The 17,108-nt window shown below is 46.5% G+C and carries 13 protein-coding genes; 9 read left to right on the top strand and 4 right to left on the bottom strand.

Annotated elements, in window-relative coordinates; all coding sequences use genetic code 11:
• Nucleotides 1–271 precede the first annotated feature (271 nt).
• The 6 genes from NG796_RS25645 to NG796_RS25670 all read left to right on the top strand — a co-directional run bounded on the left by NG796_RS25645 (nt 272) and on the right by NG796_RS25670 (nt 8,499).
• Nucleotides 272–724: a helix-turn-helix domain-containing protein gene (locus NG796_RS25645; RefSeq protein WP_261210263.1), complete on the top strand. Its 453-nt coding sequence runs from the start codon at nt 272–274 to the stop codon at nt 722–724.
• 165 nt (nt 725–889) lie between these two features.
• Complete coding sequence (locus NG796_RS25650; protein WP_261210265.1) at nt 890–3,727, top strand: cation-translocating P-type ATPase; 2,838 nt, start codon at nt 890–892, stop codon at nt 3,725–3,727.
• A gap of 451 nt (nt 3,728–4,178) precedes the next feature.
• A complete protein-coding gene (gene recF / locus NG796_RS25655; RefSeq protein WP_261210267.1) occupies nt 4,179–5,333 on the top strand; it encodes a DNA replication/repair protein RecF in 1,155 nt (384 codons plus the stop codon).
• Nucleotides 5,334–5,434: 101 nt separating this feature from the next.
• On the top strand, nt 5,435–6,352 hold the full coding sequence (locus tag NG796_RS25660; protein WP_261210269.1) for an alpha/beta fold hydrolase: 918 nt from the start codon (nt 5,435–5,437) through the stop codon (nt 6,350–6,352).
• A gap of 229 nt (nt 6,353–6,581) precedes the next feature.
• Nucleotides 6,582–7,580, top strand: coding sequence for an ATP-binding cassette domain-containing protein (locus tag NG796_RS25665; RefSeq protein WP_261210271.1), 999 nt, complete (start codon nt 6,582–6,584; stop codon nt 7,578–7,580).
• 130 nt (nt 7,581–7,710) lie between these two features.
• Nucleotides 7,711–8,499, top strand: a complete 789-nt coding sequence (locus tag NG796_RS25670) for an ABC transporter permease (RefSeq protein ID WP_261210273.1) — start codon at nt 7,711–7,713, stop codon at nt 8,497–8,499.
• Between the two features lie 7 nt (nt 8,500–8,506).
• On the opposite strand, the gene NG796_RS25675 is transcribed toward NG796_RS25670, so the two are convergent.
• Entirely contained in the window at nt 8,507–10,384 is a 1,878-nt protein-coding gene (locus NG796_RS25675) for a methyl-accepting chemotaxis protein (RefSeq protein WP_261210275.1), read from the bottom strand.
• A gap of 559 nt (nt 10,385–10,943) precedes the next feature.
• The gene (locus NG796_RS25680; protein ID WP_261210277.1) at nt 10,944–12,140 is read right to left on the bottom strand and encodes a sensor histidine kinase; all 1,197 of its coding nucleotides are present in this window, start codon (nt 12,138–12,140) and stop codon (nt 10,944–10,946) included.
• 273 nt (nt 12,141–12,413) lie between these two features.
• Between NG796_RS25680 and NG796_RS25685 the strand changes: the two genes are divergently transcribed.
• Nucleotides 12,414–13,217: an ABC transporter permease gene (locus NG796_RS25685; protein WP_261210278.1), complete on the top strand. Its 804-nt coding sequence runs from the start codon at nt 12,414–12,416 to the stop codon at nt 13,215–13,217.
• A 57-nt stretch (nt 13,218–13,274) separates the two neighbouring features.
• On the opposite strand, the gene NG796_RS25690 is transcribed toward NG796_RS25685, so the two are convergent.
• Nucleotides 13,275–14,048 (bottom strand): class II aldolase/adducin family protein, encoded by a 774-nt coding sequence (locus tag NG796_RS25690; RefSeq protein WP_261210279.1) that lies wholly within the window; start codon nt 14,046–14,048, stop codon nt 13,275–13,277.
• Between the two features lie 58 nt (nt 14,049–14,106).
• Nucleotides 14,107–15,090, bottom strand: a complete 984-nt coding sequence (locus NG796_RS25695) for a putative 2-dehydropantoate 2-reductase (RefSeq protein ID WP_261210280.1) — start codon at nt 15,088–15,090, stop codon at nt 14,107–14,109.
• A gap of 312 nt (nt 15,091–15,402) precedes the next feature.
• On the opposite strand from NG796_RS25695, the gene NG796_RS25700 reads away from it, so the two are divergent.
• Nucleotides 15,403–16,308 carry an alpha/beta fold hydrolase gene (locus tag NG796_RS25700; RefSeq protein ID WP_261210281.1) on the top strand — a complete coding sequence of 302 codons (906 nt, stop codon included), beginning with the start codon at nt 15,403–15,405 and terminating at the stop codon, nt 16,306–16,308.
• Nucleotides 16,309–16,423: 115 nt separating this feature from the next.
• Nucleotides 16,424–17,023, top strand: a complete 600-nt coding sequence (locus NG796_RS25705; RefSeq protein WP_261210283.1) for a pseudouridine synthase — start codon at nt 16,424–16,426, stop codon at nt 17,021–17,023.
• The last annotated feature ends 85 nt before the right edge of the window (nt 17,024–17,108 follow it).

The raw sequence follows: 17,108 nt of genomic DNA on the forward strand, positions 1-17,108 counted from the left end.
ATCATCCGGGGATACCTGGGGTCCCTCCCTTCCCTATTATACCCTAGGTGATAAAAACATATACCTGTAAGACCCTAACCCTCCCCTTGGCAAGAGGAGGGGACCGGAGGTGCAGTTAATCTACTTAATTTTAGGTAAATCCCCGGCAGAAGACCCCAGAATGCCAGTTTAAGGGTCCTTCCCCCCCAGGAATTTCCAGAAAATGGGGAAATTAGACAGGGTTCTGAATCCGAGCGTATAGTGATGATATGCTGTCTCATTCTGATGCTCTATGCCCAGACGCATCACCATTCAACCTCATCTGAGCGTAGCAGAACTGGAAAGTCGCTATCGCAAATCTAAAGACCCGGTGGAACGGACCCATTATCAAATCATTTGGCTGTTGGCAAAAGGTCTCTCCACGGAACAGGTGGCAGAGGTGACCGGGTACTGTCGAGATTGGATCCGGCAGGTGGCTCACCGTTATAATAAGGAAGGCAGCGCCGGACTTGGCGATCGCCGTCATGAAAATCCCGGTGCCGAACGGTTGCTGTCTCCTCAACAGGAAACCCAATTATGGGAAGCACTCCAGGGCCCTGCTCCTCATGGCGGATTGTGGAATAGTCGCACCGTGGCAGATTGGATATCGGAACGGATTGCTCGTCCGGTGGCCGTCCAACGGGGATGGGACTATCTTCAACAGATGAAAGCCAGACTGGCTGCTGAAGGGACCCTCAACGGATAAGACCGCCTCATGCACTCCAATATCCCACACCACTCAAAAACAGTCCAATTCCGAGTAGAATCTTTGCGGGGTTAGGGGTCAGGAGATGGGCCAGTTGAACCAACTGTTCTGCTTCTCCGGGTCCTGCGCTGCCACTCTCCCCCGCTCATCACCTTGATTACACTCATGTCTGTAAATTCTTCTGGGCAACATCCGCCGGTCCCTTGGCATACATTCGACATCGATACCACCCTGGAAAAACTCCAGGTTGATCCTGCGACGGGTTTAAGCGCTGGGGAGGTATTGGAACGGTTGCAGAAATACGGCCCTAATGAACTGCAAGAAACTGCGGGTCGCAGTCCGTGGATTATTTTACTAGATCAGTTCAAAAACATTATGTTATTGATGCTGATCGGGGTTGCCTTGATTTCAGGATTTTTGGCGATTCAGCAGCGAGAGTTTCCCAAGGATGCGGTAGCGATTATGCTGATCGTGATTCTGAATGGGGTATTGGGCTATCTTCAGGAAAGTAGGGCAGAAAAAGCCCTCGCGGCGTTGAAAAGTTTGGCTTCTCCTCTGGTCCGAGTTCTGCGGGAGGGCAAACTGCTGGAAATCGCCGCAACGGATGTGGTCCCGGGAGATTTGATGTTTTTGGAAGCGGGGGTACAAGTCGCCGCCGATGCCCGACTCTTGGAAGAAGCGAATCTGCAAGTCCGGGAGTCTGCTTTGACTGGGGAGGCCCAGGCGGTGGAAAAGGATGCGCTGCTGGGGTTGCCGGAGAATACATCCCTCGGCGATCGCCTGAATATGGTCTTTTGTGGCACGGAAGTGGTCAAGGGACGGGCCAAGGCGATCGTGATTGGAACGGGAATGCACACGGAATTGGGCAAGATTGCCACCTTGATTCAGGGGGTGGAAAGTGAAGATACTCCCCTGCAACAACGGATGACGCAACTTGGGAATGTGTTGGTCACTGGGTCCTTAATTCTCGTGGCGATCGTGGTGATCGGTGGGACCCTGGTTGAGGGAATGTCAGCGTTTAATCATCTGTTGGAAATTTCCCTGAGTATGGCGGTGGCGATCGTCCCCGAGGGTTTACCCGCAGTGATTACCGTGACTCTGGCCCTGGGGACCCAACGCATGGTTAAGCGTCACGCCTTAATTCGCAAACTCCCGGCGGTGGAAACTTTGGGAAGTGTCACCACCATTTGCTCGGATAAAACCGGCACGTTAACTCAAAATAAAATGGTAGTCCAAGGGGTGGAAACTCCGAGTCATAGCTTGACGGTGACGGGAGAAGGCTATCAACCCACCGGGGATTTTTTAGGGACAAATGAGACAAAAATTGGGGTGGGTGAGTTAGGGGACTATCCCGAACTGGAAACCCTGCTGCTGAGTTGTGTGCAGTGCAATGATGCGGTGTTGCAATACGAGAATAATGACTGGGGGATTGTGGGAGACCCGACGGAAGGGGCGTTACTGGTTTTGGCCGGTAAGTTGGAATTCACGGGCGATCGCCTCTCTCCCCAACTGCCTCGCATCCGGGAGTTCCCCTTCTCCTCGGAACGCAAACGGATGAGTGTCATCTGTCAAGTTGCCAATCCCGAATCAGCGGTCATCACTCAGGAGTCAACGCCTTTTGTGATGTTTACCAAGGGGTCTCCTGAGTTAACCTTAGACTGTTGTACCCAAATTCTCATCGGCAAGCAGATTCAACCCTTTTCTGAGGCCCAACGGCAGCAGGTTTTAGACCGGAATAATGATTTAGCCGCAAGGGGGTTGCGCGTTCTCGGATTTGCTTATAAACCGTTAACGGAAGAACCGCCCGAGGGTTCGGAAGACCAGACGGAACAGAATTTAGTCTGGTTGGGAATGGTGGGAATGTTAGATGCACCCCGACCCGAAGTGCGTGAGGCGGTGGTGAAATGTCGCAGGGCCGGGATTCGTCCGATTATGATTACGGGGGATCATCAACTCACGGCGATCGCCATCGCCCAGGATTTGGGAATTGCTCAAGCGGGAGATCATGTTCTCATCGGTCAAGAGTTGGAAGAAATGCCCCAGGAGGAGTTAGAACGCCAAGTTGATCACGTTAGTGTATATGCCCGGGTCTCTCCGGAACATAAGCTCAGAATCGTCCAAGCGTTGCAAAAACGGGGTAAATTTGTCGCGATGACCGGGGATGGGGTAAACGATGCACCGGCCCTCAAACAAGCAGATATCGGCATTGCGATGGGAATTACCGGAACCGATGTGAGTAAAGAAGCCAGCGATATGGTCTTGCTGGATGATAATTTTGCCACCATTGTGGCCGCAACGGAAGAAGGGCGGGTAGTTTATACGAATATTCGCCGGTTTATTAAATATATTCTCGGGTCTAATATTGGAGAACTACTGACGATCGCCGCTGCACCTCTGTTGGGATTACCCGGGGTTCCCCTCACACCTTTACAAATTCTCTGGATGAATCTGGTTACCGATGGATTTCCCGCTTTAGCCTTGGCGGTAGAACCCCCCGAACCGGATGTGATGAATCGTCCCCCCTTTAGTCCTCGGGAAAATATTTTTGCCCGGGGTTTGGGGTTGTATATGGTGCGAATTGGGATTGTGTTTGCCATTATTTCCATTGCCTTAATGATGTGGGCTTATTCCTACACTCACGAAGTTCAGGGCGAGGGACTATCTCCGGACCGTTGGAAGACGATGGTGTTTACGACTTTGTGTATTGCTCAGATGGGTCATGCGATCGCAGTTCGGTCCAATACTCAGTTAACCATTCAGTTAAATCCGTTATCGAATCCGTTTGTCTTTGGGGCGGTAATTATTACCACGATTCTCCAGCTTTTGTTAATTTATGTCGCCCCATTACGCGCCTTTTTTGGAACCCATTGGTTAAGCCCAACTGAGTTAGCAGTTTGCTTAGGATTTAGTTCCTTGTTGTTTATTTGGGTCGAGATGGAAAAGGTATTTTTTCGGTTGTTTTATCGAGGTAAAAAGCCAGTGGTTAAGGAGGAAATAAGATAGGGTTTTTGGAGATAGATTTAGAAAACCCGCAAGCTGTTCGCGTAGCGTTCCGTAAGGAAAACCTGGGGCTATACGCACCAAGCCTGCCTGGGCGGACTAAATACATAAAACTGACTTTTAGCAACTGGATGGGGCATGACTAGGGGGTTTTCTCCCCTCTTATTGTTTCTATAATAAACAATCTAGGTAATACAAATCTGGTTGATTAAAGTTGGTTTTCTCTTTAGCTGGCTTTGTCTGTAAGGTGTCTAGTAGGGGCGCAAGCATTGCGCCCCTACTAGAATACGAGAAATAACGATTTTTCGTCATTAAATTTACTCCCTTGACAGGGCTATTTTTTATAAATCTTTGAAAATCGGAGTCTGTATAGCAAGTTGAGTGAGGGTTACAAATAGGAGTAGTTTTTATTGAAATTAACATTTGATTTTATTTGAATAATTTAGATTTAATTATGTTTATCAATCATCTCCATTTGAGACAGTTTAGGAATTATCAAGAACAGGAACTTGAGTTGAATGCCCCGAAGACCATTTTAGTGGGGGATAATGCCCAGGGTAAAACCAATGTTTTGGAAGCATTGGGGTTACTTTCGACCTTAAAAAGTTCTCGGGTCTCTCGCGATCGCGATTTAGTTCGAGAGGGCGAACCCCAGGGACAAATTACCGGCATTATATCGCGAGAATATCGGTCAGTTAAATTAGGAGTCGTCCTGCGACGCAGTGGACGGCGAACGATATCTGTAGATGAAGAATCGTGTCGTAAAAATGTGGATTTTTTGGGGTTATTAAATGTTGTTCAATTTTCTAGTTTAGATTTAGAATTAGTCCGGTCCGGCCCCGAAATTAGGCGCAATTGGTTAGATGGATTATTGGTCCAACTTGAACCCATTTATGCTCATATTTTACAACAATATAATAAAGTTTTAAAACAAAGAAATGCATTATTGAAAGGAATCAGAAGTGCAGAGACTCGGGGAGAAAAATCCTATCTAGGTCCGGAACATCAGGCACAATTGGGGCTATGGGATGCCCAATTGGCAACCATTGGAGTGCGGGTCATGCAACGGCGATCGCGGGCGTTAGACCGATTGGTTCCTATTGCCGAAACTTGGCACGCGGCGATTAGTGGGCGAGTGGAATCTTTATGTATTCATTATGCCCCAAATGTGGAAGGAATGCAAGATCAATCGTTGCGAGATTCTCCCCAGAAGGCAATGCAGGCATTTTTAGAAAAACTTCAATCCCGGGCGATCGCCGAATCATTTCAAGGGACAACTTTGGTCGGTCCTCACCGGGATGACATTGAGTTCACCCTCAACGAACTCCCGGTGAAACAATTCGCCTCCCAAGGACAACAACGCACCCTAGTTTTAGCTTTAAAATTGGCGGAACTGAAACTGATTGAAGAAATAGTCGGAGAACCGCCCGTTTTACTCCTTGATGACGTTCTCGCCGAGTTAGACCCCAAGCGGCAAAATCAACTCTTGGAAGCGATTCAAGACCGATTTCAAACGGTGATTGCAACGACTCATTTAGGCGGATTTGAGCATGATTGGATCAATTCTGCCCAAATTCTCACAGTGAAAGCGGGGGAAATTTTTCCCTAAACCTAGAACCCCTCCCTATCACAACGGGGTTCCGTCTTAGGTTATGCTCTATAAACATAAACGGGTAATGACCCTAATCGGTGTGCAAGGGGAATCAATTCGTGCTATTTAAACGCAAAAAATCTCAATCAAAACTCGCTCAACTGGGTCAACAATCTACGGGTTCAGTTAACTTCCCGGATTTTATCCCTTCCCCACCCCCTCGCCATCCCCTAGATGTGATTTATGAACAGTTTAGTAAACCCCAACTGACCTTAATTTTAAAAAAAGACGAACCCTCAATTTATGTTCGGCATACCGAGGGACAAAGGGTCCGAGGAAACTATCAAGTTGAAAGGGTTTTTGATGATAAAATTACCGGATTTTATGCGGAAGGGCGAGTTCCTTTAGTGGGAAATGCACCGCCGGTATTAGTGATTCGGGGATATGGGTCTTGGTATCCCTTGGATGGCGTCCTTCAAGATACTCCAGAGGTGTTTATTGCTCACCTCAATTGGCAATCGAAAGCAGCGGAAACCCAAGGTGCAGTCGATTGGATTAAGGAAAAATGCCAACAGGGCGATCGCCCGGATGTGATAGGCGAAAGTCTCGGAGGAAAAATCGCCCAACAATTAGGGGTTAAATACTGCGATCGCATTCGGTCCGTCGTCACCTTTAATCCATTAGGAGTTTCCCAAAAATTAGTCAAATCTAGTTCCCATCCTTCCGTATTTCATTACTTTACTCTCGGGGAACGTTACGCATTTTGGGCTAATCAAGGGGACTTCATTCCCGGGACAATTTTGCAAATTTCTAAATGGGGAACTCGGTCCTGGAAATATCGCCTTACTGAATGGTTGATTCAGCGGACTCCCTCCCCGCTAGAACATTTTAAAAGTCGTCATTGTTTAGGGCGAATTATCGAAATTCTTGAGCGGCTGATTGTCCAATTGATTCTCGTTTATCGCCATAATGGTTTAATTTTTATCCATCCGCGTCCCGTAGTTCGGGTTGTTGATTTAAAAGATTTGCTTCCCTGAGCTAAAATAAATCTATCCCCGAAAGTGTGGGGGGACTCAAATCCTGTCTACCTAGGGATTTCCATAAAAAAACTTCTAATGCAGAAGTAATGCCGAATTATTCAAGCCCCCCTTATTAAGGGGGGTTGGGGGGATCTCTGATAGAAGATTTTATTTTGTGGAGTTCCCCTAGGCGGGGTTCGATGAAAGTTGTACTGGATGAGTTGCGGTTTTAGTAAAAATAATTATTATGTCAATCATTGTTGCCGAACATCTCAATAAAGTTTATCCCGTTGCCATCAAACAACCCGGACTAAAAGGAACTCTGAACCACTTTTTTCACCGAACCTATCGAAATATTGAAGCGGTGAAGGATGTTTCATTTCAAATTCAACCGGGGGAAGTTGTGGGATTTTTAGGACCCAATGGGGCGGGAAAAACCACCACTTTAAAAATGCTAACCGGGCTAATTCATCCGTCTAGTGGGCGGGTGGAAGTAGCCGGTCATATTCCTTTTCAACGCCAAGAAGCATTTCTGCAAAAAATCACCTTAGTCATGGGACAAAAACAACAGTTACTCTGGGATTTACCTGCCTTAGATTCGTTGCGAATTAATGGGGTGGTGTATGGGATTCCAGAACAAGAATGTCGCAAACGTATTGGGCAATTAACGGAAATGCTTTCCCTCCAAGGAAAGCTCAATCAACCTGTGCGAAAACTGTCCCTCGGGGAACGGATGAAAGCGGAATTAATGGCGGCATTGTTACACAATCCTGATGTTCTATTTTTGGATGAACCGACTCTGGGATTAGATGTGAATGGACAAGCATCAGTGCGGGAGTTTTTACGCGACTATAATCAACGCACCGGGGCGACAATTTTGTTAACGAGTCACTATATGGCGGATATTACGGCGCTGTGCGATCGCGTGATTTTAATTTATGCCGGTCAACTGATTTATGATGGTAGTTTGGATGGGTTAGTTGAGCGATTTGCGCCCTATCGTGAGGTGCAGTTAGAGTTAACTCAGGCGGTTGCTGACCCGGAGAAATTGCGGCAACAACTCTCGAAATATGGAGAGGTGGAAGAAATTGCGGGTCAGTCGGTGCGATTACTGGTGCGTCGGGATACCCTAACAGCTACGGTGGGTCAGATTTTAATCGATTTTGAAATATTAGATTTGACAGTAACTGAACCCCCGATTGAAGAAGTGATCGGACGAGTCTTTACGGCTGGGGCGATCGCCTAAATTATTCCGTAAGGACCAGACGCCCGATTTCTCACCCCAATTGATACAAATCCCCAAAATTGTGTTAAAAAATCCGGTTTCTAAACCCGTTCTTTCGACCCCTACCCTAATCTGTTAACCCCTAAAATTCATGAGACGTTTTTTCAGAATTGCTCCCACTTTATTTTCTGTTCATTATGCTTATATGCTGGAATACCGGGCCGAAATTGTCCTATGGGCGCTCTCCGGTACTTTGCCGTTTATTTTAATGGGACTCTGGTTGCAAGCTTCGGAAAATGGGGGTTTTGCTTTAAACCCGGTGGAGTTTGCTCGGTATTTTTTGGTGGCTTTTATTGTCCGGCAAATCAATGTCGTTTGGGTGGTTTGGGAGTTTGAAAAAGAAGTTGTAGAAGGAAAACTCTCTATGCGGTTATTACAACCCTTGGACCCGGTGTGGCATCATGTGGCGGCTCATTTGGCGGAACGCACTGCTCGGGTCCCCTTTATTGGGATCTTAATTTTAGTCTTTTTTGCTTTATATCCCGATGCGTTTTGGGTGCCCAATTTAGGACGATTTGTGCTGTGGATTGGGGTCGTTCTCTTGGGATTTGTTCTGCGCTTTATGATTCAATATACCTTTGCCCTGTTGTGTTTTTGGATAGAACGGGTGAATGCGATCGAGCAATTTTGGTTTCTATTTTATCTGTTTTTCTCCGGCATGGTTGCTCCTTTAGAGGTGTTCCCGGAATCAGTGCGCCAAGTGGTTTTATGGACACCGTTTCCCTATATGATTCACTTTCCAGCGGCGCTATTGGTGGGATTACCTGTGAATGTTCTCCCCAGTCTTGCCATTATGTGCGGTTGGGTGGCAATCTTTTGGATCATTAATCGCTGGTTGTGGCGTCGCGGGTTGCGCCAATATTCCGGGATGGGGGCTTGATTTGAACTCAAATCATAGATTTCAGATTTAAGGCGGTTTCGTTGAGTTTTTGAATCCCGGTTTTGACGTGAGTCATACTCGTTGCGGTTTCCGCTGCTTCATGGGTGAGATCATTCATGGCAGTCATCACCTGTTCGATCGCCAGGGATTGTTGTTGTGCGGTGAACGCAATTTGCTGGGTATGTTCCACAATCTGTTCCATCCCCCCGGCAATATCCGTAAACACTTCGGCGGTATTTTGAGCGATTTTCACCCCAGTTTCTACATTAGTTTGGCCCTCATGAGCCGCTAGGGCCATTGAATTAACCGCCCGTTCAATATCTTGCACTAAAGTAGAAATATTCTGGGTAGATTGTTTACTGCGATCGGCTAGTTTTCTAATTTCCGAGGCAACCACGCCGAACCCTTTCCCTTGATCTCCGGCGCGAACCGCTTCCACTGCTGCATTCAGCGCCAACATATTGGTTTCGGTGGCTAAATTGCTGACTAAATTAGAGATGGTGCTAATTTTATTCGTCTGCTCATTTAAGCTGAAACTCCGGGAGGCGATCGCTTCTACTTTTTCTTTCAAAGTTTCCATTTCTTCAAAAGTTTGGGAAACCGCTTTGCTTCCTTCTTCTACTCGAATTAAGGCGTGTTTCCCACCCAGAGCCGCATTTTGGGCTTGTCGCGCTGAATCGGCGGAAGCCGCATTAATCCGATCAATGGCTACGGTTGTTTCTTGTACTGATGCCGACTGCTGCACCGTCATTCGTTCTTGTTGTTCAATGGTTGCCAACAGTTCTATCGAAAAAGAAGAAACCACTCCAGTAATCTCTCGAATCGAACCCAGCAAATTCTTTAAAATCAGGCTCCCGACTTGTAAAACAATCACCAAGGCAACCCCAGTAATTAGAATGGCAACGGTGCTTAAGTTATTAATCGGGGCAAACACCAACTCTTTGGGTGCAGCATAAACCAGCACAAACCCATTTTTCTGATTTTGACTATTGGGAAAAATTGGATTGTAGCTAATCACCCAGTCGCTTCCTTCAGACATAAACCCGGGTTGAAATGATAATAATTTTTGACTGATACTTTCAGGATAATCCTGAGCCACCGTCTCCGTTTTTTTTAAGTCAAATCCCCATTCTTTGCTTTCATCTCGGTGATAGATGTAGTAGCCCTCTTGATTGATGATAAAAGCATCAGTGGACTGTTCTCCCGTTTGTTCGTCCACCATTTTCAAAAACGAATCGGCAAATACATTGGCAATAATAATTCCTTTTTTTTCTCCCGCTGCACTATAAATGGGCGTGCTGTAGCGAATCACGGGGATATAAGGAACTTCTATTTCTCCCTGTTCCCGATTCAAATCAACCTGAGAAACAAAAATTTCTCCGGGACTTAATTTCATCGTTTCAATGAAATAGTCATGATTTGCCTTATTTTGAAGTTCAGAATCGGTGAGAGTCTTAATTTTTCCCTCTTTGAAGTCCATGCGCACTAGCTCATTGCCCTTTTCATCCAAATAGCGGAGTTGATAATAATAGGGTTTAGAGTCCAGGAAAGAATAAAAAATGATTTCTAATCGAGATTTCCATTCTTGATAGGAGGACTTATCTTGAGGGTCGATTCCTTTATTGGCTCTGGATCTCACTATACCTTGAATAGGAGGGGTTTGGCTAAGATATAAGACATCAGCCTTAACATTTTTGAGAAAAGAACTAATCTTTGATTCACTATCGATCCCTTGACGGGCCATTTGATTATAGAGTAACTCGGTTAAAACCTTCCGGTAGGAGAGGGTACTATACCCGCCGACGATCGCGACGGGAATTAATGTACTCAGGAATAGTAAAACCAAGAGCTTATTTTGAAATTTGCTGAATAGTTGAGTAATCATTTGAGTCTCCCAATCTACCGTAAGGGACTAAATTATTCTGTAGACCGTTTCAATTTACAATCACCAATTCATGACAGAGTTGTAGCCCTGATAAGCCTAATAAATAGAGAATTCTCTATACTGCTGTCACTTTTATTCCGTGAGACAAGGGTGGTTAACCCCTAAAGTTGACCCGTTTGGGTTCAGTTACCTGATTGATTGATTTATTTCTTATTTTATACTAAAAGTTCCCCCATAGACATCCGCTATTTTGCGGAAGTTTAGCAACGCCCTATCCTTAGACCCCTCGCCAAATTCTCTCAAGCCGTTCTCTAATCAATTAGGAGGGTTGAGGGTTTTCTAGGAAATGAAAGTAAGAAGTCTATTCTGATGGATTTAACTGGCTATTCAAGTCTTAAAAAATAGTTGTTAACTATATCATAAAAACACCTAGGTGTCAATCCAAAAACGCTCTGATTAGAGGAACTGAGAGTCAAGGGAGAGCGTACGGTTTGAAGTCCTAGGCAAAACGGAGAGGGAAACAGGTTCTGAGTTTCTCAAAACTTGCTCGGCGCGTTGATTATGCCTGAATTTGGAGGGGCAACGTCACTGTAAAGGTAGAACCGACATTGACTTCTGAAAACACTTGAATATTGCCTTGCAACAATTTAACCAACCGAGACACGATCGCCAGTCCCAATCCCGTACTATTCGGCAAAAAGGTGTTATCGCGACCGGATACTCGAAAATAGGGTTCAAAAATTTGAGATTGGTCTTTTTCTTCAATTCCAACCCCGGTATCAGTTACAGTGATTGACCAGTTTTCTTCTGAGACCACTTTGCAACAAATGAGGACGGTTCCCTTGTCGGTATAACGAACTGCATTGGTGACTAAATTGGTCAGCACTTGCTGTAACCGTAAAGGGTCACTCACGATTAGATTAAAAGATTGATCACAATCTACTTCAATGGTGATATTTTTAGCATGGGCCATATACTCAACCATTTCTACGGTTAAATTAATGACATTTCTCACATTGGTTTCCATCAGATGCAGGGGCAGTTTCCCCGATTCATAGCGCGAAATTTCCAAGGCATCGTTAATTAATTTGAGTAACTGTCGTCCGTTGCGCAGCACTTTTTCAATATGCTCTAAATGAGGAACCTCCTTCTCCCATTCTGCTAAATGTTTTCGCTGTTCCCGTAAAAAGAGATCAGAATAGCCAATAATCGAAGTGAGGGGGGTTTTCAATTCATGGGCAAGGTAGGCTAGATTTTCTTGACTTGCCCGGACTAATCGCGCCAGTTCTTGATTGGTGAGCTTGAGCTGGGCATATAAAATCTGTAATTCTTGCAATTGTTCTTCAGTATAACTAGCGAAGCAGAGTCTAATGACTTCATCCATTGCCTGATCAATTAGGCGCAGGACCCGAATCACTTCTTTCGGATTGCTTTGTTCGAGTTCGTCCTCAATCACATCGACAATGGTCTCTCGGGCTAACCCATATTCCCGGACAATTTCTTGAGCTTTGTAGTCGGGTTGGAGATTTATAAATCCATGATCTAAAGCGGTCTGTAATAGAGTGCGTTGATCATTTTTTTGTAAGGGATCGAGGATAAAAGCGATCGCCTCAATGATTTTAGGGAGGGTATCCAGAATTGCTTGGTAAGGGATTTCACCTGTGGTCCCCATTGCTTGCTCATGGCGAACCAAGATAATCCATTGCTCTAAAATTAAATCTTTTTTATCTCGTAATAATTCGCTAAAGTCGTTCATTTGTTAGTGGCTCTGGTAAATTGATTCTATATCTCCAATCATTGCCAGTTACTCTAGGCGGAGCACGGCTTTTAAGGTAACTTTTGGAGATGGGTATTAGAAAATGACTCCTTGCAATGACCTACAGCTTCGGAAGATGCACCGCTGGGGCCGAATCGAGGTCCCTGGGGAGTTTGAGAGTTCCTCAAGGGGCGATCGTTGCGCTACGCTAATAAAAAACGGACTAATTTAGGCCCTTGCCAATTTATGATCTTCTAAAAATCCCAAAGAAAAATGAAACGATATTTGTCGGTATTCTTACTATATGGGTCGGTACTCCTGCTATTTTGGAAAACGGCGATCGCTGCTGAACTCGAATATCGGGTCAATTTTGCGATCGCCTCCTTCAGCAGCCTCGGAAACCTCGCAGGGAGTTGGTTTACCCTGTCCCTATTCTACGGCACGAATTACAATTTCGCGGGATGGCAATGGGAAGAGGCCCTCGTAGTGTTGGGAGTGTTTACCATTCTCCAAGGCTTTTCCTCTACTTTCCTCGCCCCTAATCTGAATACGATTGTCAGACACGTCCAGGAAGGTACCCTAGATTTTGTGCTACTTAAACCCGTCAGTTCTCAATTTTGGCTATCTGGACGGACGATTTCTCTGTGGGGGCTACCCGATATTATTTTAGGCTTACTCCTGATTTTTTATGCCGGTAGCCGCCTGAATTTACCCCTCGTTAACTATCTTGTCAGTTTCATTCCCCTTCTTTTGGGGTCCATCAGCCTCTATAGTCTCTGGTTTATGCTAGGTGCGATGAGTATTTGGTTTGTTAAAATCTATAATGTGACTCAAGTCCTCCGAGCATTACTGGAAGCGGGGCGATTTCCAATGGTAGCCTATCCCGCTGCCTATCGCTTTTTCTTCACTTTTATTGTCCCCGTCGCCTTTCTCACCACTGTACCTGCCGAGTCGGTTTTGGGACGGGTCGAATGGAGTTGGATTGCTGGGGCTGCCCTGTTGGCGATCGCCCTCTTCTTGGCTTCGATGGCCTTTTGGCGGTTTGCCCTCCGGTTTTATACGAGTGCCTCCAGTTAGCAGCAAGCGGAGGTATAAGGGAAAGTGAGTCAGCTTTTTTCTAGGCGATCGCCCCGGTTATTCCAATAAATCCGGCTGCTGGCGAACAATCATCTCATAAAGCGACTGAAAGCTAAACCAGCCCATATAATGACTTCCCACCTGAGTATAAGTCAATTGAGCAATTTCCGGCGCAATAGGGATGGGTTTTCCCGCTGCCTCTGTCATCAGTTGACTTTGACAGGACCGATCCATCGTAATAAACCACCAACTGGCTTCATCCACAGAATGCCCCACGGTGAGTAATCCATGATTACGCAAGACAATCGCCTTCGCATTTCCCAAGGTCCGCGCTAATCGTTCACCCTCACTCACGTCTAACACCACGCCGGTATAGTCATCAAATAAGGCATGATCCCCATAAAACGCACAAGCATCTTGAGTGAGAGGGTCAAGGAGTCGTCCCAGGGTGGACCAGGTTTTGCCATAGAGGGAATGAGCGTGTACTGCCGCGATGACATCGGGACGGGCTTGATGGATTTGGGAATGAATGGCAAATCCAGCGGCATTAATCGGGCGATCGCCTTCTACAATTTCCCCTTGATGGTTGACTAATACCAGGTCCGAGACGCGAATATGACCGAAATACATTCCGAAGGGATTCACCCAAAATCGGTCATTAAATTCCGGATCTCGAACGGTAATATGACCCGCCACTCCTTCATCAAATCCAAAGTGAGCAAACAGACGAAATGCGGCTGCCAAGCGCTGTTTGCGATACAATCGTTCATCGCTGAGGTGCGCAAAGGTGGGGGGTTGAGGGAGTCCGGGTTTGATTAAGCGTTCATCCATAATTGTGCCGGGTGGTTGGGGGTGATTTAGCGGGAAGATGCTACAACAATTGAAGGCGTTATTGAGAAGTGGGGAGAGGGGTTTGGGCTTTAATTCGAGTGTTGATAAAGTTTAATTGGGCGTAAAGCATGGCAATTTTGGGGACAGGGACTTGTTTGGCGATCGCCGCTTGCAGAGGATTACCCACGATCGATTCTATTTCTAGGTCTCGCTGGTAGTCATAATCCAATTTCATACTGGTAATATAAGGCTTCATTTTGGCCGTATGATCCAGCATTTTTTGAATAAAGCTTTCAGGAATTTCCCGCCCATAAGCAGCAGCAATTGCGACAACTTCACGCATTAACTGCTCAGATAAAAGTCGGGTATATTCATGTTTCATAATCTCATCGGTTCGGGCATTCAGAACCACGGATAATCCATTATAAGGAATATTCCACACCAATTTTTTCCACCGGGCGAGGAGTAAATCTTCAGCAAACTGGATAGGAATTCCAGCCGTTTCCAAATCCCCAGCAATGTCTCGCAGGATAGCAGTGATTCCCAAGGGTTGATAATCCGGTGCATATTCCCCCAGGGTAATTGCGCCATAATCGAGGTGATGAATATGACCTGCTGCGACTTTATTAGAGCAAATAAAGCATAATCCCCCCAAAATATGAGCATTCCCAACCATCGGGGCGATCGCCTCTTCATTTCCTAGGCCATTTTGTAACATTAATACCGCCCCCGATTCTTTTAAAACCGGCGGTAACAGCGTGGGCAGTAAAAAATTTTGGGTGGTTTTTAAGGCAACAATGACCCCATCACAAGGCGGCATTTGGTGGACATCGTTATAAACATTCAGGGAGTCGAGGGTAAAGTCCCCCCAAGCCGAATCTACCCTTAATCCGCGATCGCGCACGAACTGATAATCGCGATGGAGCAAAAAATGCACCTCAAACCCCGCCTGCTGGAGTTTCGCACCATAAAATCCGCCAATCGCCCCGGTGCCAATAATGGCATAACTCCGATTTCTCTGAGACTGCAACGCTGTACCCATTCTCCCATTACTTTCAACTCACTACTCTATCAATTTTAACATTGATGACCCAATAAAAAAGGATATATCCCTTCCAGGCCACACCTTACAGAGACCAAGTAAATTCCCGATAACTTCGCCCTAAGTAGGGGAATTTAATCATTTCGGGTTCTAGGGTAGGGATCAGAAACCAGGTTTCTTTTCCCAATCTCTGCGACATGACCACAATCTGGATCAGAAACCCGGTTTCGGGTCCTGGGATTTCTGGCCCTTCCAAGTCTGGATGTCCTAGATTATGATAAAGGGAGTTTACTAAACTTAATAATAAAGACCGTGACCACACAACAGCTTAGACTACCGACTGCGATCGCCAAGGAAACCTGGATTTGGAACGGCCATAAAATACAGTATGCCGTCCAAGGGGTCGGTCGTCCCCTCGTCCTGATTCATGGATTCGGGGCCTCCATCGGCCATTGGCGCAAGAACATTCCCCCCCTGGCAGAAGGGGGATATCGCGTGTTTGCCCTGGATTTGCTGGGGTTTGGTGGGTCAGATAAAGCCCCCCTGAATTACACTCTGGAACTGTGGGAAGAACTGATTACGGATTTTTGGACGGAACATATCCAGGAACCGACAGTATTTATAGGCAATTCCATTGGTGCATTGCTAAGTCTGATGCTGGTAGCAAATCACCCGGAAAAGTCAGCCGGGGGTGTTTTAATTAATTGTGCGGGCGGGTTAAATCATCGCCCTGAAGAACTTAATCCACCCTTACGGTTCGTGATGGGTACATTTAGCAAATTAGTGAGTTCCCCCACAGTGGGAACGTTCCTGTTTAACCGAATTCGCCAGAAACACCGAATTCGCAATACCTTGCGCCAAGTCTATCGCAACCGGGAAGCAATTACCGATGAGTTGGTCGATTTGCTTTACGAACCCTCCTGTGATCAGGGGGCGCAAAAAGTGTTTGCCTCAATTTTGACCGCCCCGGCAGGAACACCTCCCTCAGAGATTTTACCCAATGTTACCCATCCGTTATTGGTGTTGTGGGGAGAAGATGACCCTTGGACACCGATCGCAGGAAGTCGGATTTTCCAGCAGTCTCACCCGGAACGGTCGATTACCTTCAAGTCGATTCCCAATACCGGCCATTGTCCCCATGATGAACGTCCCGAGGTAGTAAATCCCTTGATTTTAGACTGGTTAGAAAGCAGTTGGATCGGGAATTCCAACGCCTAAGATTTTCCTATCCATCGAGTTGAGGACACGGCAATGCCGTGTCCAACTCGTGACTATCCAACCAAAAATCTCACATTTTTACCGAAGTCTCTATTTTTTATCCCTGACTTAAACTGTGTCTTACCATTATATTTTGTTTCATAAACCCTATAATGTCCTGTGCCAATTTAGCGATCGCGACGGCCAGAACACAGGGATTCAACGCCCCACCTTAAAAGATTACATTAACATCCCTGATATTTATGCCGTTGGTCGCCTAGATTTAGACAGTGAGGGACTGTTGCTATTAACCAATCATGGGGCGATCCAACATCGCCTCTCCTCCCCAAAATATGCCCATCCCCGGACCTATTGGGTACAGGTGGAACGCATCCCTGATGAACAGGCCCTCCACTGCCTCCGCAACGGCGTCCAGATTCAGGATTATCGCACCCGACCCGCAACGGTGCAACTCTTACCCACCGAACCCGAACTCCCCCCCCGCGATCCCCCGGTACGCTTTCGCAAAACCGTCCCTACCGCCTGGTTAGAAATCACCCTCACGGAAGGAAAAAACCGCCAAGTTCGACGGATGACTGCTTCTGTCGGTTTTCCCACCCTCCGCCTCGTGCGATCGCGCATCGGCAACCTCTCCCTAGCAGGGTTACAACCAGGACAATGGCGAGATTTGACTCCCGAGGAGGTTAAATCTCTGTTGAAACAGTTGCGATCGTAGAGAGATACGGGAGATGGGGAGGATGGGGAGGATGGGGAGGATGGGGAGGATGGGGAGGATGGGGAGGATGGGGAGGATGGGGAGG

The organism is Laspinema sp. D2d (genome assembly GCF_025370755.1).
GTDB lineage: Bacteria > Cyanobacteriota > Cyanobacteriia > Cyanobacteriales > Laspinemataceae > Laspinema.